This is a genomic window from Paenibacillus sp. sg306046 (assembly GCF_059821225.1).
In genome coordinates this window covers 47,567-64,500 of sequence record NZ_JCAMRT010000019.1, presented here as the reverse complement: position 1 = coordinate 64,500, position 16,934 = coordinate 47,567, and the positions used below count along the sequence as shown (strand labels likewise).

Below are 16,934 nucleotides of genomic sequence, written 5' to 3'. Positions count from 1 at the left end.
TAACCCGTCCGAATAGCGAATGGATTTTGCATGACACCGAGGTTTTGTCATCGCCTTGGGTTTACGATGCAACCTCGTTCGACTTGACGGCGGATGAAAGGAGACAGACAAATCAAATGGCAATTCATCACATTACGGCTCACGGCGCAGTCGGCGACGGCGTGACTGACAACACGGCTGCGATTGCAGCAGCGATTGAGGCATGCGCGAGCGCGGGGGGCGGCACTGTTTACGTACCGGCAGGTACTTATATTACCGGGCCGATCCAGCTGCAAAGCTTTATGACGCTTTATCTGGAGGCAGGCGCAACGCTGCGGTTCTCCGACCGATTCGATGACTACGCGCCGGCGTTCACCCGCTGGTCGGGGTACGAGTGCTACGGCTACGCGCCGCTGATCTATGGTTATAAGCTGGAGCGGGTTTCGATTAAGGGAGAAGGCGTCATTGACGGGCAAGGTCAGGCATGGTGGAACGCCTATCGGGAACTGAAGCAGGGGCGGTTGCCGGAGTCCGTTCATCGCCTGGAGCTGGTTGAGCGAAATCGCAAGTTGACCGAAACGACTAAAAGCAATATTGTAGAGTGGGATTCCCAATTTTTACGGCCGCCGCTTCTGCAGCTGCTGGATTGCCGATTTGTCGTGCTTGAAGGCATCACGCTGCAAAACTCACCGTTCTGGAACACGCATCTCGTCTACTGCGATGAGGTGAACGTGCGCGGTGTAACCTTCCGCAACCCGTCCAACACGCCGAATGGCGACGGATTCGATGTGGACTCATGCTCCAGCGTTCACATCTCCGATTGCCACTTCGATGTTGGCGACGATTGCCTGTGTCTGAAATCCGGCATCGACGAGGATGGACGGCGGGTCGGACGCCCGACGGAGCACGTCACGGTAACGAACTGCACGATGCTGCACGGGCATGGCGGCGTAGTTCTGGGCAGCGAGACGGCTGGCGGCATCCGCGATGTGACGATTTCGAACTGCGTGTTCATCGGCACGGATCGCGGCATTCGGGTGAAAACAAACCGGGCGCGCGGCGGCGGCGTGGAAAATGTGAGAATTAACAACATTTTTATGAAAGATGTGTTGTGCCCGCTGGCGGTTAACGCCTTCTACAAGCATGGCGTGGATGAAAGCAATCCGTTGATGACAAGCCCTGACAAGGTGCCGGTTACAGACGGAACGCCGGTTGTCCGCGGCTTGCACATCAGCGATGTGACGGCGCTTAATGCCCGCGCAGCTGCTGCATTCATTTACGGCTTGCCGGAGCAGCCGATTGAGGATGTGGTGCTCAGCCATATAACGATCGAAATGACGTCGGACCCAAGCGAGCTGGGCGGCGAGCCGGACATGGTGGCCGAGGAGCTGGTCATGGCTGGCGAAGGAATGCTGTGCAAACATGTGCGAGGACTGGAGCTGCACCGGGTACGGATTGAGACGCGTCAAGGTCCGGCGCTGCGGCTGGAGCAGGTTGAGGACGCCGTTGTGGACGGGCTGACACGTCGGCATAAGCATGCTGATACGCCGCTGCTGGTCGAACAAGCGACCACTTGGAGCGGTGAATAAGAAAATTCGTGCAAAATATGCGTAAAAAAACGAAATTTCAGCATGAAATGAAAAGAAATCACATCAATATTGCGGTATACTATGTTCATGATCGAAACGAGGTGGCTAAACAATGTCCAAACCATTTTTAGATGATAACTTCTTGTTAACCAATGAAGTGGCTGTACGTTTGTACCATGACTACGCCAAGGACATGCCGATTATTGATTACCATTGTCACTTGAGCCCGCAAGAAATTTATGAAAACAAATCGTTCAAGACGTTGACGGAAGCCTGGCTGTATGGCGACCATTACAAATGGAGAGCGATGCGCTCGAATGGCGTGCCTGAGGAGTTTGTAACCGGCGGTCCGGATGTAAGCGACTATGATCGTTTCCTCGCATTCGCGAAAACCGTCCCGCAGACGCTCGGCAATCCGCTGTACCACTGGTCGCACCTGGAGCTGCAGCGTTTCTTCGGCGTACACGAGCTGATCAACGAGCAAAATGCGCCAATCATCTGGGAGAAGGTTAACGCTCAACTGGAAGCCGGAGGTTTTTCCGCACGCGATCTGATCGTCAAGTCCAACGTCAAGGTTATCTGCACGACGGATGATCCGACAGATTCGTTGGAATATCATGTGAAAATCCGTGAGCTGTCTGATTTCGATGTGAAGGTGCTGCCTTCGTTCCGTCCTGATAAAGGGCTGGAGATCAACCGGGAAACGTATCTGCCATGGGTGAAAAAGCTGGGTGAAGTGTCCGGTTTGCCAGTCGACAACTACGATCAGTTCCTGCAGGCGCTTGATTCACGCATTACATTTTTCCATGAAGCGGGCGGTCGCGTGTCTGACCATGCTCTTGACTATGTGCCTTATGCACACGTGTCCAAAGATCAGGCGGCGGCGATTTACGCCAAAGCGCTGGCCGGAGAGCCTGTTAGCTTAGAAGAAGAAAAGCAGTACAAAACGTATACCCTGCTGTTCCTGGGCCGTGCTTATGCGAAGCTTGGCTGGGCAATGCAGCTTCATATCAACGCAGCCCGCAACAACAGCTCCCGTATGTTCCGTACGCTCGGTCCTGACACGGGCTTTGACTCGATCAATGACAGCGATCTCGCTTATCCGCTTACGAAGCTGCTTGACGCGCTGGATTCCGACGATTCGCTGCCGCGTACGATCTTGTACTCGCTTAATCCTAAGGACAACTATGTGCTGGGCACGCTGATCGGCTGCTTCCAGGGCGGAGGCATTCCGGGCAAAATCCAGCTTGGCTCTGCCTGGTGGTTCCTCGATACGAAGGAAGGCATGCTGTGGCAGATGAATGCACTCGCAAATCTTGGCCTGCTCGGCCGCTTTGTCGGCATGCTGACCGATTCGCGCAGCTTCCTGTCCTACACGCGTCATGAATATTTCCGCCGTATTTTGTGCAACTTGATCGGCGAATGGGTCGTTCAGGGCGAAGCTCCGCATGATTTGGAGCTGCTCGGCGATATGGTGCGCAACATTTCGTATAACAACGCAGACGGCTATTTCAACTTTTAAGCGACGATTAGTTTCCGAACAGGAAGGGATGGAATTTAAATGTTAACTTATCAATCCGTAATCGAGCAGGTTAAAGCAGGACAAGCGGTTGAGGCTTCCCCATTTGTGAAGGTGTATCCAAAATCATTGACAGAGCTGGACGGCGCGACATTGCTGATGGTTCGTACTGAAGCAGGCAAACGCCTGCTTGCAATCGGCGACGGCCCGATTGTGGGCGAGCTGGACGGAGAGCCGACTGAAGGCGGCAAGCTGGCCCCGCTGACGCACGCTAACCGTTTGGTCCTGAACCGCTACTTGCCGTACACGGCTCCGCAAGCGTTTGGTACGCAAATTTCGACCTTTGGTCTGGGTGATCGTCTCGGCATCGCCAGCCCTGGACATATCCGTACCGTGCTTGGCAAAGATGTGCGTCCGATTCTGGCGCAGCAAAGTATCCGTGAGCTTGCGCTGACGGGCCGCACGTACGAAGACGTGCTGGATGCAGCTTGCTACGCGGCGTTCCAGGAAGGCTACCGCGACGGCTTCGGCGCCGACGGCGACCACTTGAAAAAAGAAGAAGATATTGAATATGCGCTGCGTCTCGGCTTCACGATGCTGACGCTGGATTGCTCCGAAAACATTGACAACACGATCGCTCCATTGTCGGCAGCCGAGCTGGAAGAGCGCTTCGCGAAGCTTCCAGAAGATGTTCGTCAAGGCTACGAAGCGCGGTACTTGTCGAACTCTCCGCAAATTGAAGGCGCAGCGTTGAACTTTACGCGTGAGGAGCTTGTCCGCGACGTACTGATTTACCATGAGGCGATTAACTTCATGGAGCGCATCTACCGCAAATATATCGAACAGCTGAACGGTGCAGTTGACTTCGAAATTTCGATCGACGAAACCGAAACGCCGACATCGCCGGAAGCGCACTTCCTCGTTGCAAACGAGTTGTACCTGCGCGGCATCAAAATGTTCAGCATGGCGCCGCGTTTCTGCGGCGAGTTCCAAAAAGGAATCGACTACATCGGCGACATCGCGCAATTCGAGCGCGAGCTGCAGGCTCATGCCGCGATTGCTGACCATTTCGGCTACAAGCTGAGCATTCACTCCGGCAGCGACAAGTTCAGCGTGTTCCAACTGGTCGGCAAGTACACGAAGGGCCGCTTCCATGTTAAAACAGCTGGTACGAACTGGCTGGAAGCCGTTCGCGTCATTGCCAAGGTTGCGCCTTCCCTGTACCGCCGGATGCACCAGCATGCGCTGGATCATTTCGAAGAGGCAACGGCTTACTACCATGTAACGACAGATATCAGCGCGATTCGTCCGCTGGCTGAAACGAGCGACGCTGAGCTGCCTGAGTACATGAACGAAAACAACGCACGTCAGCTGCTGCACATCACGTACGGCATTTTGCTGCAAGCGAAGGACGAAAACGGCGGCAAGCTGTTCGCCGACGAGTTCTTTGCTACGCTGACCGAATATGAAGAGCAATACGCTGAGGGTTTGGGCGTGCATATCGGCAAGCATTTGTCCCTGCTGGGTAAATAAGCATTACTTGGATCAAGAGCCTATGATTCATCCTTTCCATCTACAAGCTGTTCTTCACGCACCTGTTGCGTGGGGGGCAGCTTTTTGCATGACGCTCCAATGGATCAACGGCCGAAGCAGAAGCCTGGCTCAGATGTGAAAGGAGCGCAGGACGGTTGGAGGAACCGCAGAATAATGGATGAGCGCAGCGGTCGCCCATGTACTTCTGTCGAGCTTTCGTATATGATAGGAGGCAGCGACTTTTCGCAAGGCTTTGGCTGCGTGAAGGTTGGAATGGGACGAATAAGGGAGATCACATGAATTTTAAGGACTTGAACATTATACCGCCGATTTTGAAAGCACTGGAGCAGGAAAACTATACGAAGCCGACACCGATTCAGGAGCAGGCGATTCCGCCGGTGCTGGCCGGTCGCGACTTGCTCGGCTGTGCCCAGACGGGAACGGGCAAGACGGCGGCGTTTGCCGTGCCGATTTTGCAGCTGCTCAGCCAAAAGCAGGGGGCAAAGCCGGGTAAACGCCACATCCGTTCCTTGATTTTGACGCCGACGCGCGAGCTGGCGATTCAAATTTACGATAACTTGCAGGCATACGGCCGCCATACCTCGCTGCGCAGCAACGTCATCTTCGGCGGTGTGTCGCAGAAGCCGCAGGAGACGGTGCTTAAACAGGGCGTCGACATTTTGGTGGCGACGCCGGGACGGCTTATTGATTTGATGAATCAAGGCTTCGTTGATTTGCAGCATTTGCAGATTTTCGTGCTGGATGAAGCCGATCGGATGCTGGATATGGGCTTTATTCACGATGTCAAACGGATCGTAGCGAAAATCCCGAGCAAAAAACAGACGCTGCTGTTTTCCGCGACGATGCCGCCTGAAATTGCCCAGATGGTCAAGACGATTTTGGTCGATCCGGTCAAGGTGGAAATTACGCCTGTGTCCTCAACGGTGGAAAAAATTGCCCAGTCCGTTTATTTTGTGGACAAGGACAACAAGCAGAAGCTGCTGATTCATCTGCTGGAGGACAAGTCGATTTCCTCGGTGCTTGTCTTTACGCGTACGAAGCATGGCGCTGACCGGGTTGTGCGTGATCTGGCGCGGGCGGGCATCAGCGCGCAGGCGATTCACGGCAATAAATCGCAAAACGCAAGACAAGCCGCGCTTGGCAATTTCAAAAACGGTACGACCCGCGTGCTTGTCGCAACGGATATTGCAGCGCGAGGTATCGACATCGACGAGCTGGCGCATGTGATTAACTTTAATCTGCCGAATATTCCGGAAACGTACGTTCACCGGATCGGCCGCACCGGGCGGGCGGGACTCAGCGGTACAGCGATTTCGTTTTGCGACTTTGAAGAAAAGGCTTATCTCAAGGACATCGAGAAGGTCATCGGCAAAACGGTCCCGGTCGTACGCGAGCATCCGTATCCGATGCTGGTCACAACGAAGCCGCCTGAAGCGGCGGCGCCTGCAGGCCGACAGTCCCCGCGACAAGGGCAGGGGAAGCCAAGACAAGGAGCGTCCGGCGGTCAGGGACGTCATCAGGCGGCAGTTGGCGCTAAAGCCGGCAGTACGGGTAAGCCCGGCAGCAGGCAGGGAAGCCGGACAGGTACGCCGGGCGGCGCGGGGTCTTCATTTGCGGCGAACCGGCCCAAGGCCAGAGGCAAGTCGTAAGCGGCCGGGCAGGCGACTGGTCCAAGCGTCGTACATTCAACTTACAGGCTGAGGATGGCGCGTAGTAACGTTCCAGCCTTGGACAAGCGCAAAGAGCCTAGCAAGCGTAGGCAAAGCACAAGCCTGAGCAAGCACAGGCAAGGCACAAAGCCTAGCAAGCGCAGGCAAGGCGAAAAAGCCGCAAGGACCGTTGGTCTTTGCGGCTTTTTCTGCTGGGCGTGAAGCTGGAACTGACTGGCTTAGTGGTTAACGGTTATCTACACGCTCGGGATATAGATCATGATTCATAAGCCGGTAGTCGGCCATTTGTTCGTATTTCGTGCCGGGCGCGCCCCAATTGCAGTATGGATCAATCGAGATGCCGCCGCGCGGCGTAAATTTGCCCCAAACCTCAATATATCGCGGCTGCATCAAGGCGATCAAATCATTCATAATAATGTTCATACAGTCTTCATGAAAATCGCCGTGGTTGCGGAAGCTGAATAAATACAGCTTTAGCGATTTGCTTTCGACCATGCGCCGGTCCGGAATATAGGAAATATAAAGCGTGGCAAAATCCGGCTGTCCGGTCATCGGGCACAGGCTGGTAAATTCGGGACAATTAAATTTGACGAAATAGTCGCGGTTCGGGTGTTTGTTGTCGAACGCTTCCAGAATGTCTGGCGCATATTGAAACCGGTAATCGGTTCCTTGACTGCCGAGCTGGGTAATGCCGTGCAGTTCTTGTTCGGTTCTTCCTGTCATGGTCGTCATTGCTCCTTGTCATCGTTGTCAGCAGCAGCGCAAGGCGTCGCTTGCGGGGATCAACAGGCAACAGGCCTGCAGCTTTGCACAGAAAATACGGTCTGCCGCCGATAGCCTGTGCATGCTGCCGACCTGTCCATGGTTTGCGATATGGCTCAGACGCCTTTTTTGTTGCCCCATACCCAGGTGTGCAATTGGGGCAGCACATGAACCTGCTTTAGCTGGCGGTGGGACATCACCTGGTCGATCAGCCACTGGTACCGTTGCAGCAAGTAAGGCAGCAGCCGCTCGCTCGCCGTCTCCTGCAGCTGTGCGTTGCCCGCTTGCACGTAAAATGGAACCTGCGGATACCGTTCATGCACCTCCGCGGCAAATTGCAGATCGGTTTCGTCGAAAACGACGACCTTGAGACTGAGCTCCCGTCCGGAGTCCAGCAGCCGTGCGACGATGTCATCCAGCATCGGCCAGTTGGGGGTCATACCGGAGCTGGGCGGCTTCGGCGACAAGGTCAGGTCGTCGATGTGCAGAAACCAGTCCTGCCAGCGGCTGCCCTGCGTCTCCAGCGCAACGGCGACGCCCTGCGCATGCAGCAGCTCGACGAGCGAGCCGAGCTGCGGGAGGAGTGCCGGATTGCCGCCGGATAAGGTCACATGGGCGAACGTGTCTCCGCCGATGGCCTGCAGCTCGGCGACGATGTCCGCCGCCGTCAGCCAGCGGATGTCAGCTTTGCCGCTGCCGTCCCATGTAAAGGCGGAATCGCACCACGCACAGCTGTAATCGCAACCGGCTGTCCGGACAAACATCGTCTTCCGGCCGATGACGCGGCCTTCGCCTTGGACGGTCGGTCCAAATATTTCCAGCACCGGAATCCGCGTTTCGCGCTTCGGATCAAGCATCCGCGCCACCTGCCTTGGGCCGGTAAATGCAATAGCTGGTCGGCGTTTCACGGACATACACCTGCAGACAACGCGGGCGGTTGACCGTCTGATCCAGATAACGCTGCACCAGCTCGGCGATCGTCCGGGCGACGACCTCGGTCGTCGGAAACCGGTCCGGCTGCTGCTCGCTGAAGCTGTCGGTGTCGTCGTTAAGCACCGTATGATCGAACCGTCCGTGAATAAGCTGCTTGAGTGCGGAGAAATTAACGAGGAAGCCGCATTCGTCCAGCGTGTCGCCCGCCACCGTGATATTGGCAAAGTACGTGTGGCCGTGCAGCTGCTGGCAGCGTCCGGCCAGCTCGGACGGCACGCGGTGCGCTGCGGCAAATTGCAGGTCCTTATTCAGCTCATAACTATAAGTATGGGGGACGGAAGGGTAGATTTGCTGAATCATTGCGCAGCCTCCTTTCCGTACGTCTGGATGGACGCCGCCATATAGTCATCCAGCCCCTGGCGCCGCAGCCTGCAGGCCGGGCATTGTCCGCAGCCGTCCGCGACGATGCCATTGTAGCAGGTAAGTGTCCGTTCCCGGACAAAGTCAAAGGCGCCGAGCTGGGCGGCCAGCTCCCACGTCTGCGCTTTGTTCAGCCACATCAGCGGCGTTTCCAGCACAAACGGGTAATCCATGGCCAAATTCAGCGTCACATTCAACGACTTCACAAAGACGTCACGGCAGTCCGGATACCCGCTGAAATCCGTCTCACAAACGCCGGTGACAATATGCCGCGCCCCAAGCTGCTTGGCGGCGACAGCGGCGAACGACAGAAACAGCAAGTTTCGTCCGTCCACAAAGGTCGTCGGCAGCGAGCCTTCCTGCTGTTCGACCGGAATTTCGGTTCGCGTCAGCGCGTTGGACGTAAGCTGCCCGAGCAGCGACATGTCCAGCACCCGGTGCGGGACGTTCAGCTCGCGGGCGATGTCGGAGGCCACCTCAATTTCCAGCCGGTGCCGCTGGCCGTAATCAAACGTAATCGCTTCAACAGCCGCATAACGCTGCTTGGCCCAGAACAGGCAGGTCGTGCTGTCCTGACCGCCGCTGAATACGACGATCGCTTTGTTTTCTTGCATGGTTATCATCTTCCTCTCAGGTTTGAGAAGAAAGAGATCCGGTCAGGCTTCTCTATGGGACTAAAGAATCGGCGCGAAACGGGGGACCCGCTTCGCGCCGAACGCAAAAACGACGATACCCGCAAGCAGGGTCATCGCTTTGACTTAGTTTTTTATAGAGGGAGTTCGCGAACCTCTCCCGGGCGGCACAGGTCCGCAGCCGGTATTCTTCTTTAGTTTTCTTGCGTATTGTACCACACATGCGGCGAGGAGTGAAGAGAGGTCAGTTTCTTCCAGTGCTTCTCGTCAAGGAATCCCGTTCTAAGCAGCTCTGGGACGATGGACTACGGGATGATGATGAAGCTACTCGATTTTCCCGCCGCGCCGTCGCCCCCGCCGCGTCAGGGCCTCATACGGGCATCCCAGCCTTGGCTCAGCTTGTCGGCTGCTTCGCTTTTTGCTGCATCCGATAGGAGCGGGCCGAGGTGCGGGTAATTTTTTTGAACGTCTTGCCGAAATGCGAGAAATTATCGAAGCCGACATTGGCGGCCACGTCGATGATTTTCAACTCCGTTTCCCGCAGCTGGCGTTGGGCTTCGCGAATCCGTGTCAGATTGAGGTAATCAATCAGCGTAAAGCCGGTCACTTCCTTAAACATCCGGCTCAAATAATACGGGCTGACGAAAAACTGCTCGGAAAGCATCGTCAAATGGATCGGTTCGGCGTAGTGCTGGTTCAGGAAGCGGACGACCTCGGATATTTTTTTGTGCATCGGGGTGGAGTAGGCGATATCGACCGGCGCATTTTGCTGCAAGAACCGGGCCGACAGCAGCAGCAGGTCAACAGCCGCATGGGAAACGTACAGCTCGTAGCCCACAGGCTTCGTCGTCAGCTCCTCGTCCAGCCGGTCGATATGATCCTCGATTAAGGACCGCTGCGCTTCCGGCAGCCGAAGCACCGGACTGTCCTGCTGGAACGGGCTGAGCAGCAGCTTCGATTGCTGTTCGCCCATCGCATGGATGAAGCGGTCGTCGAAGTGCAGAATGACGCGCTCATGACCGCCTGTGCCGGACTGCAGCGTTTTGTGCAGCTCGTATTTATTGATAAACACCAGGTCGCCCTGCTGAATCGGATACGAAGAATCCTTGATGAAGTACATTCGCTGGCCGGTACGCATGTAATAAATTTCGTAGTAAGGATGAAAATGATTGTCCGTCATACTGAACGCGGTGCTCCGTTTCGCGTATTCGACGTACAACGGGTCGGACATCCGGCCGAAGCTGATCGTTTGGATATCTCGCATGGCGGCACCTCTCTTCCTGTCATTAGTATAGCAAAATATGCGTGATTATCAAATATTCTAGCAGGAAATGAGCAGAAATACATTCTATATTGCGCTATGATGATAGGGAGAAACGAACAATTGAACTTTACGGAGGCGACAAGTCATGAGCGCTAAAAAAACCTATGTATTGGTCGGTTCAGGGGGACGCGCCGAGTTTTTCTATGCGGCAATTGCCACTCATTACAGAGAGACTTCACAGCTGCTTGCATTTTGCGATATCAACCAGACGCGGATGAATTATGCGAACAAAAAGCTGGTTGAAAAATACGATTATGAAGCCGTTGCTACGTACAAGTCGGAAGAGTTCGACAAAATGATCGCCGAGCACAAGCCGGATGCTGTCATTGTAACGAGCGTGGACCGGACGCACCACACCTATATTATTCGTGCACTGGAGCTTGGCTGCGACGTCATTACCGAGAAGCCGATGACCGTGGACGAAGACAAGTGCCAGGAAATTTTGGACGCGGTTGAGCGCACAGGCAAAAACGTTCGCGTTACGTTCAACTATCGTTACGCGCCGCACCATACGAAAGCTCGCGAGCTGATCGAGGACGGCGTGATCGGTCAAGTGACATCCGTTCATTTCGAATGGCTGCTGAACACCAAGCATGGCGCGGACTATTTCCGTCGCTGGCACCGGGACAAGCGCAACAGCGGCGGTCTGCTGGTCCATAAATCGACGCATCACTTCGACCTCGTTAACTTCTGGATCGGCTCCCAGCCGGAATCCGTATTCGCCTACGGCGACTTGCTGTTCTACGGCCGTGAAAACGCCGAAAACCGCGGCGAGACGAAGTTCTACGATCGCGCAACCGGCAATCCGAACGCGAAGGACGATCCGTTTGCGCTGCATCTGGATTCGAACCCGAACCTGAAGGCGATGTACCTGGACGCTGAGCATGAAGACGGCTACCGTCGCGACCAAAGCGTGTTCGGCGACGGCATCAACATCGAAGATACGATGGGCGTACTCGTCCGTTATAAAAATAAAGCGATCCTGACTTACTCGCTGAATGCTTATCTGCCATGGGAAGGCTACCGTATCGCCTTCAACGGCACGAAGGGCCGTCTGGAAATGTCGATCGTCGAGCAATCCTACGTCAACTCGGGCGGCGACAAGGCGCTTGAGGGCGCACTGCGCGGCAAAACGATGACCGTCTTCCCGATGTTCGACGCTCCGTATGATGTGGAAGTCGAGGAAGGCGTAGGCGGCCATGGCGGCGGCGACCCTGTGCTGCTGAACGATATTTTCGGCACACCGCTGGAAGACCGCTTCAACCGTGCGGCTGACCACGTGGACGGCGCGCGTTCGATTTTGACCGGTATTGCAGCGAACCGTGCGATCCGCACAGGGTTGCCGGTCCAAATTGACGATTTGGTGAAGTTCCACAAGTAAAGATTCACGGCAGCAGAAGCGATCTGCTTCCAGAAGCCATACAAATGCCAACCCCCGGAGCCTTGACGAGGCTTCGGGGGTTTTAAGCGCTGCTTACGTCCGCAGCCTGGCTTTAAAATGGACGACTGCGCTGTACAGCATTTTCCCTGCATTCGGGTCGAAAACGGCATGATGCTGAACGCTGCCGACCTGCAGCATCAGCGCCTTGTTGTTCGTAATTTGCTCATCAAGCTTGCGCTCCAGTGTACGCAAATCATACGCTTCGAAAAATTCCACCTTATCCTCAATCAAATCCAGCCTGAACTCCATCGCGCCTGTCTCCTTTATGGACGGTTGCCCTTACCCGGTTGTAGCTCCAGGATGCGGCCCTGTCGTTTTTCTTTATCCAGTATAGCGGAAGCAGCAAGAATTGGCGACGATCTCTCTCGGGATCAGGACGGTTGCCAATCCATCGGGTCAAGCGATGAATATGTTTTGGCGACGAAAGGAATAATGAGCGGAGAAAATTAGTACATCATCAACATTTTTCAAGCAGGAGGCGCTATCGTGCATTCGTTGGATTGGAGTCGCGGCTTAACGGAAATGACACTTGCTTTTCATATCTTGTTTGCCACAGTTGGGGTTGGGATACCGATCTTCATCTCGATCGCTGAATGGATAGGAATAAGGAAAAAAGACCAGCATTATTCACTGATGGCACGCCGTTGGACACGGGGCTTTGTCATTACCGTAGCAGTAGGTGTTGTTACTGGAACGTGTATCGGACTGCAGCTTAGCTTGCTATGGCCAGAGTTTATGCGGTTTGCTGGCAACGTGATCAGCCTGCCGCTTTTTTTGGAAACCTTTGCGTTTTTCTTTGAAGCCATTTTTCTTGGTATCTATTTGTATACGTGGAACCGCTTCTCCAATCCATATTTCCACTGGCTGTTAACCCTTCCGATCGTCATCGGATCATCTGCTTCCGCATTGTTTATCACAATGGTGAATGCTTTTATGAATACGCCACAAGGCTTTACATTCGAAAATGGCAAGCTGACCAATCTTGATCCGCTCGCGGCTATGCTTAATCCGGCGACGCCTTCCAAAGTAGCGCATGTATTGTCCTCCGCCTACTTAACGTCAGCCTTCGTTTTAGCCATGATTGCCGCCTTCTCAATGCTGAGAGGGCGCAAGCATGACTATTACAAAAAATCCATTCGGCTCAATATGTTGACGGGAGTGATTCTCGCGGCGGCTACGATTTGGATAGGGGATCTTTCGGCCAAGTTTCTAGCCGAAGCGCAGCCTGAAAAACTGGCTGCAGCTGAATGGCATTTTGAAACAGGCAGCCGGGCCCCGCTTATTATTGGAGGTCACTTGAATCCGGATACGAACGAGATCACTGGAGCGATCAAAATTCCTTGGGCGCTCAGTCTTCTGGCAACGCACGATCCAGACGGAAGTGTTGTGGGACTGAACGACTTTCCAAAGGATGAGAGGCCTCCATTGTATGTACATTATTTATTTGATGCTATGGTTAGCATCGGATTTTACTTGTTTGGTATTTCTGTTCTGTTCCTTATCCTGATCCGAATGAAGCGATGGAACGCCTATAATCGCTGGATGCTGTGGGGAATTTTTGCGGGGGGACCATTTTCTTTGCTTGCCATTGAGCTGGGCTGGTTTTATGCGGAAGTAGGCAGACAGCCATGGATTCTGAGGGGATACATGCGTGTGTCCGACGCGTCTACAACAAATCCGAATGTCGGCGCTGCGTTTTGGCTGTTCGCCGCTTTGTATCTCTTGCTAGGTATTGTTTGCCTGCTCGTGCTTAGTCGGCTGTTCCGCAATAAACCGGCGGAGCTTGAGCTTGAAGAACGCCGGATTATTTTATAGGAGGACCTGGACATGACGCTTGATCAGCTTGGCATCACGATTCTCTGGATTTTCCTGTACGGCTACTTAATTGTGGCATCCATCGATTTCGGTGCCGGGTTTTACGCTTACTATGGCAAGGTAATCGGAATCGAAACCGTTATTGGACCTGTGATCTCGCGTTATTTGTCTCCGGTTTGGGAAGTGACGAATGTATTTCTTGTCTTCTTTTTCGTCGGGATCATCGGTTTTTTTCCGGAAACCGCCTATTATTACGGAACGGCCTTGCTGATCCCTGGAAGCATTGCGCTCGTTCTGCTCGCTGTCCGTGGATCCTTCTATGCGTTCGCCAACTATGGCGCCAAGAAAAGCAACGTTTATCTATTTGCATATGGGGCGACGGGACTGCTAATACCAGCAGCCCTATCGACCGTGTTTACCATTTCGGAGGGCGGTTTTTTGTCTGTCGGCGAAAATAACGTTACACTACTCATGGAAGAACTGTTTTTTAGCGCCTATTCTTGGGCGGTCGTGCTTCTTGCCATTTCGAGTGTTCTATTTATCAGCTCGACCTTCCTGACGTATTACGCTGATCATGCGGAAGATCGGAGAGCACTTGAATGGCTTCGCTCATTTGCTTTATGGGGAGGGATACCGACGATCATTTCCAGCCTCTTCGTCTTTATTGCGCTCCGTAATCACAATCGGGAGCATTTCGAAAATACGCTCGAGGTTTGGTGGCTGTTTGGTCTGTCACTGGCAAGCTTTATGATGGCCGTCTGGATGATTTGGCGTCGGAAGAACTACGGCGCAGCATTTGTGATGGTTATGCTGCAGTTTGCATGTGCTTTTTTCGGCTACGGGCTGTCGCATCTGCCTTATTTGCTTTACCCGAATTTGACGCTGTCCAGCAGTGTCACAAACCCGACTATGGGGCGGGCGTTAGTCGTATCCTTTGTTGCGGGACTCGTACTCTTGATTCCGGCGCTTATCCTGCTGCTCAGACTGTTTTTATTTAATGCCAAGTATGTGAAGGGAGAAACCTCATGAACCGCTTTGACTGCCAGGACAAATGGTTGATGCGGCTTTGCTTCGGAATAGCTGGTTTGATGCTGTTATCTGCCCTAAGGTATGTGCTTTAAGCGATACGAAGTACTGGAAATACAAGCTGGAACGGACTAAGGCCCGATAAATAGCAAGATGCCTTTACAACGATGGATTTTCAGGTTGCAAAGGCATTTTTTGTCCTTAGTCTGCACGGAACGACTTGTACGGATATGACGATGCCCCAAAAAGGACTTCATCCGGGTGGAACCGAGTACAACTTCTGATATCGAGTACTAGGGAAGGGGGCGATGACTGATGACACAAACGAATAAATCGTTCCTGATCACACTGGCGTTCGTCGTATTGTCCTTCTGGTCCTTGATGACCGTTATTCCGTTTTACTGGATGCTGATCGGTTCGTTTCAGGATTCAACCGCATCGGAGACCTTCCAGCGGCAGATGATTCCGGCTCAAGTGACGCTGATTCCTTTGTATATTCTGGTGATCAATACGTTTGACCTCAGCGATACGTATACGGCGATGATTTTCGCTGTGTCTATGGATTTCGGGGCCATTATGCCGGCGCGCTGTTGATGATCGTGCTGTTTTTCTCCTTGCAAAAATACTTCCTGCAAGGTATCACCATCGAAGCTGTTAAAGGCTAGGAGGAGATCATATGGCGCGCGTCGTATTTGACAATGTCCGCAAGGAGTACGAAGATGAGAATAGAGGCAGTTTCACGGCGGTAGCCGGTTTGAGCTTTACGATTGAAGATCAGGAATTTGCCGTCCGGCTCGAAGAACCTGAAGCGGCCGAAGTCGGAAAATCACGAGAAGGTCAAGTCCCCCTCTGCAATTCTCGGGCTGGACGAGATGCTGGAGCGCAAGCCTTGCGAGCTGTCCGGACGCCAACGCCAGCGGGTAGCCGTCGGTCGGGCGATTGTCCGCGATCCGCAAGTGCTTTTGTTCGATGAGCCGTTGTCCAACCTCGACGCCAAGCTGCGGATTGAGATGCGGTTTGAGCTGTCCGAGCTGCACAAGCGTTTCGGCGCGATCATTGTGTATGTCACCCGTGACCAGGTCGAAGCGATGACGCTCGGCGAACGGATTGTCGTGATGAACAGGTGCACCCGGAAACTCAGGCGACGATTGGACAATTGAAGAACTTTGTGCTAGATATGAGCAAGGCGCCTTTCTGTGATCCTGCCAGCGAGGAGCGGATTCTGCTGTAGCTAGGCTGTAGCTGTCAGCCGAACCAAACCGAGGAGGAAATGACGAATGAAAAATTTAGGCGCGATCGTCGTAAAGGCCACAGGGTCGGGTTACCGCGACATGACCAAAGTATTTGCATTCAGCGCACTCAGTTCGCTGGTGCTTGTGCCGCTGGAGTTCGCTTTGAGGATGAGCGCCATCGGCAGCTGGACATTTCCATGTACAGCTGCCGATGGCGCCCGGAAAAAGCCGGATGCGGCGCTGCTGGCCGATGTGGACACGGTGCTGTTTGACATGCAGGATAAGGGCGTTCGCTTCTATACGTATAATTCCACGCTTGTGTATATGATGGAGGCATGCCCGGAAACCGGCAAGTCGTTGTACGTGCTGGACGGACTCGCATCCGCTGGGCGGACTGCGGGTCGAGGGCGGCTTGCTGCAGCCGGGCTACGAGTCGCTGGTTGGCGCGTTGGCAGGGAGGCCGTATGCGACCGGTCTGACCATCGGGGAGTATGCACAGTGGGTGAATGAGCGGCTGGCCCGGCGCTGCGAGCTGAAGTTTGTGACGATGTCCGGCTGGCGGCGCGGGATGACGTATACGGAAATCGGGCTGCCCGGCGTACACGCGCATCCGGTCTACCTGTCGCCAACCTTCTCGAAGCATCAGGGGCAGCTTTGCGGCGGGGTGCAGCTGTTTGTCACCGATTCGCAAGCTTTCCTGGCGGTCAGTACGGGGCTGACGCTGCTGAAGGCAGTTCAACTGCTGTATCCGCAGCAGCTGGAGTTTTTGCTTCCGGTACGCGAGGGGGGACGGAGGTTCATTGAGCTGCTGACCGGCGATTAGCTGGTGCTGTAGCGTCTGGGTTAAGCGCAGAGCTTGCGGGACATCACCGCGCGTTAGCCAAAGCAGGAAGCTGAGGCTTGGCAGCGCGAACGGGCTGCTTATAGGCTGTATGCGTGACAAGATACAGAAAGACAAAAATGAGCGACATGCAGCCGCAGCAGAGGCACAATGAAAGCTGAGAGGACCGTGAGAGTCTGAAGCTTGAAGCGTTGGCC

General features: G+C 54.2%; 16 protein-coding genes, 1 pseudogene and 1 riboswitch. Of the genes and pseudogenes, 11 read left to right on the top strand and 6 right to left on the bottom strand.

The genetic code is table 11. The annotated features are described in order from the left end of the window. Positions 1 to 116: 116 nt before the first annotated feature. The 4 genes from AC6ROY_RS18830 to AC6ROY_RS18815 all read left to right on the top strand — a co-directional run bounded on the left by AC6ROY_RS18830 (position 117) and on the right by AC6ROY_RS18815 (position 6,290). Complete coding sequence (locus tag AC6ROY_RS18830) at positions 117 to 1,568, top strand: glycoside hydrolase family 28 protein (protein WP_500102136.1); 1,452 nt, start codon at positions 117 to 119, stop codon at positions 1,566 to 1,568. A 112-nt stretch (positions 1,569 to 1,680) separates the two neighbouring features. Next, entirely contained in the window at positions 1,681 to 3,090 is a 1,410-nt protein-coding gene (gene uxaC / locus AC6ROY_RS18825) for a glucuronate isomerase (protein WP_500102135.1), read from the top strand. Positions 3,091 to 3,129: 39 nt separating this feature from the next. Then, positions 3,130 to 4,620 carry a tagaturonate epimerase family protein gene (locus tag AC6ROY_RS18820; protein WP_500102134.1) on the top strand — a complete coding sequence of 497 codons (1,491 nt, stop codon included), beginning with the start codon at positions 3,130 to 3,132 and terminating at the stop codon, positions 4,618 to 4,620. A 296-nt stretch (positions 4,621 to 4,916) separates the two neighbouring features. Next, the gene (locus AC6ROY_RS18815) at positions 4,917 to 6,290 is read left to right on the top strand and encodes a DEAD/DEAH box helicase (RefSeq protein ID WP_500102133.1); all 1,374 of its coding nucleotides are present in this window, start codon (positions 4,917 to 4,919) and stop codon (positions 6,288 to 6,290) included. Positions 6,291 to 6,536: 246 nt separating this feature from the next. Here AC6ROY_RS18815 and queF read toward each other — a convergent pair whose 3' ends face one another. The 5 genes from queF to AC6ROY_RS18790 form a co-directional block, all read right to left on the bottom strand. Next, the gene (gene queF, locus AC6ROY_RS18810) at positions 6,537 to 7,034 is read right to left on the bottom strand and encodes a preQ(1) synthase (protein ID WP_500102132.1); all 498 of its coding nucleotides are present in this window, start codon (positions 7,032 to 7,034) and stop codon (positions 6,537 to 6,539) included. Positions 7,035 to 7,189: 155 nt separating this feature from the next. Continuing rightward, on the bottom strand, positions 7,190 to 7,930 hold the full coding sequence (queE, locus tag AC6ROY_RS18805; RefSeq protein ID WP_500102131.1) for a 7-carboxy-7-deazaguanine synthase QueE: 741 nt from the start codon (positions 7,928 to 7,930) through the stop codon (positions 7,190 to 7,192). Continuing rightward, a complete protein-coding gene (locus AC6ROY_RS18800) occupies positions 7,923 to 8,366 on the bottom strand; it encodes a 6-pyruvoyl trahydropterin synthase family protein (RefSeq protein ID WP_500102130.1) in 444 nt (147 codons plus the stop codon). The genes queE and AC6ROY_RS18800 overlap by 8 nt, the downstream gene beginning before the upstream one ends. After that, positions 8,363 to 9,040: a 7-cyano-7-deazaguanine synthase QueC gene (queC, locus tag AC6ROY_RS18795; RefSeq protein WP_500102129.1), complete on the bottom strand. Its 678-nt coding sequence runs from the start codon at positions 9,038 to 9,040 to the stop codon at positions 8,363 to 8,365. Before queC ends, AC6ROY_RS18800 begins: the two co-directional genes overlap by 4 nt. A gap of 138 nt (positions 9,041 to 9,178) precedes the next feature. Then, positions 9,179 to 9,222, bottom strand: a riboswitch (PreQ1 riboswitch). A gap of 230 nt (positions 9,223 to 9,452) precedes the next feature. Further along, on the bottom strand, positions 9,453 to 10,322 hold the full coding sequence (locus AC6ROY_RS18790; protein ID WP_500102128.1) for an AraC family transcriptional regulator: 870 nt from the start codon (positions 10,320 to 10,322) through the stop codon (positions 9,453 to 9,455). A gap of 145 nt (positions 10,323 to 10,467) precedes the next feature. Between AC6ROY_RS18790 and AC6ROY_RS18785 the strand changes: the two genes are divergently transcribed. Further along, positions 10,468 to 11,763: a Gfo/Idh/MocA family oxidoreductase gene (locus AC6ROY_RS18785; RefSeq protein ID WP_500102127.1), complete on the top strand. Its 1,296-nt coding sequence runs from the start codon at positions 10,468 to 10,470 to the stop codon at positions 11,761 to 11,763. Between the two features lie 93 nt (positions 11,764 to 11,856). Here AC6ROY_RS18785 and AC6ROY_RS18780 read toward each other — a convergent pair whose 3' ends face one another. After that, a complete protein-coding gene (locus AC6ROY_RS18780; protein ID WP_500102126.1) occupies positions 11,857 to 12,072 on the bottom strand; it encodes a YrzA family protein in 216 nt (71 codons plus the stop codon). Between the two features lie 237 nt (positions 12,073 to 12,309). On the opposite strand from AC6ROY_RS18780, the gene AC6ROY_RS18775 reads away from it, so the two are divergent. The 6 genes and pseudogenes from AC6ROY_RS18775 to AC6ROY_RS18750 all read left to right on the top strand — a co-directional run bounded on the left by AC6ROY_RS18775 (position 12,310) and on the right by AC6ROY_RS18750 (position 16,719). Continuing rightward, the gene (locus tag AC6ROY_RS18775) at positions 12,310 to 13,638 is read left to right on the top strand and encodes a cytochrome ubiquinol oxidase subunit I (protein ID WP_500102125.1); all 1,329 of its coding nucleotides are present in this window, start codon (positions 12,310 to 12,312) and stop codon (positions 13,636 to 13,638) included. Positions 13,639 to 13,650: 12 nt separating this feature from the next. Then, a complete protein-coding gene (locus tag AC6ROY_RS18770; RefSeq protein ID WP_500102124.1) occupies positions 13,651 to 14,667 on the top strand; it encodes a cytochrome d ubiquinol oxidase subunit II in 1,017 nt (338 codons plus the stop codon). A 312-nt stretch (positions 14,668 to 14,979) separates the two neighbouring features. Beyond that, positions 14,980 to 15,258, top strand: a complete 279-nt coding sequence (locus AC6ROY_RS18765) for a hypothetical protein (RefSeq protein ID WP_500102123.1) — start codon at positions 14,980 to 14,982, stop codon at positions 15,256 to 15,258. A gap of 185 nt (positions 15,259 to 15,443) precedes the next feature. Continuing rightward, positions 15,444 to 15,785, top strand: a pseudogene (locus AC6ROY_RS18760) (ATP-binding cassette domain-containing protein); the annotation flags it as partial. 156 nt (positions 15,786 to 15,941) lie between these two features. Continuing rightward, positions 15,942 to 16,406 (top strand): exo-beta-N-acetylmuramidase NamZ domain-containing protein, encoded by a 465-nt coding sequence (locus tag AC6ROY_RS18755; protein WP_500102122.1) that lies wholly within the window; start codon positions 15,942 to 15,944, stop codon positions 16,404 to 16,406. Continuing rightward, positions 16,309 to 16,719 (top strand): exo-beta-N-acetylmuramidase NamZ domain-containing protein, encoded by a 411-nt coding sequence (locus AC6ROY_RS18750; protein WP_500102121.1) that lies wholly within the window; start codon positions 16,309 to 16,311, stop codon positions 16,717 to 16,719. Before AC6ROY_RS18755 ends, AC6ROY_RS18750 begins: the two co-directional genes overlap by 98 nt. Positions 16,720 to 16,934: the final 215 nt, after the last annotated feature.

Bases quoted from the DNA above. Each gene is read 5' to 3' on its own strand.
- AC6ROY_RS18830 (WP_500102136.1), top strand. From the start codon at position 117: ATGGCAATTCATCACATTACGGCTCACGGCGCAGTCGGCGACGGCGTG.
- uxaC (WP_500102135.1), top strand. From the start codon at position 1,681: ATGTCCAAACCATTTTTAGATGATAACTTCTTGTTAACCAATGAAGTG.
- AC6ROY_RS18820 (WP_500102134.1), top strand. From the start codon at position 3,130: ATGTTAACTTATCAATCCGTAATCGAGCAGGTTAAAGCAGGACAAGCG.
- AC6ROY_RS18815 (WP_500102133.1), top strand. From the start codon at position 4,917: ATGAATTTTAAGGACTTGAACATTATACCGCCGATTTTGAAAGCACTG.
- queF (WP_500102132.1), bottom strand. From the start codon at position 7,034: ATGACAGGAAGAACCGAACAAGAACTGCACGGCATTACCCAGCTCGGC.
- queE (WP_500102131.1), bottom strand. From the start codon at position 7,930: ATGCTTGATCCGAAGCGCGAAACGCGGATTCCGGTGCTGGAAATATTT.
- AC6ROY_RS18800 (WP_500102130.1), bottom strand. From the start codon at position 8,366: ATGATTCAGCAAATCTACCCTTCCGTCCCCCATACTTATAGTTATGAG.
- queC (WP_500102129.1), bottom strand. From the start codon at position 9,040: ATGCAAGAAAACAAAGCGATCGTCGTATTCAGCGGCGGTCAGGACAGC.
- AC6ROY_RS18790 (WP_500102128.1), bottom strand. From the start codon at position 10,322: ATGCGAGATATCCAAACGATCAGCTTCGGCCGGATGTCCGACCCGTTG.
- AC6ROY_RS18785 (WP_500102127.1), top strand. From the start codon at position 10,468: ATGAGCGCTAAAAAAACCTATGTATTGGTCGGTTCAGGGGGACGCGCC.
- AC6ROY_RS18780 (WP_500102126.1), bottom strand. From the start codon at position 12,072: ATGGAGTTCAGGCTGGATTTGATTGAGGATAAGGTGGAATTTTTCGAA.
- AC6ROY_RS18770 (WP_500102124.1), top strand. From the start codon at position 13,651: ATGACGCTTGATCAGCTTGGCATCACGATTCTCTGGATTTTCCTGTAC.
- AC6ROY_RS18765 (WP_500102123.1), top strand. From the start codon at position 14,980: ATGACACAAACGAATAAATCGTTCCTGATCACACTGGCGTTCGTCGTA.
- AC6ROY_RS18755 (WP_500102122.1), top strand. From the start codon at position 15,942: ATGAAAAATTTAGGCGCGATCGTCGTAAAGGCCACAGGGTCGGGTTAC.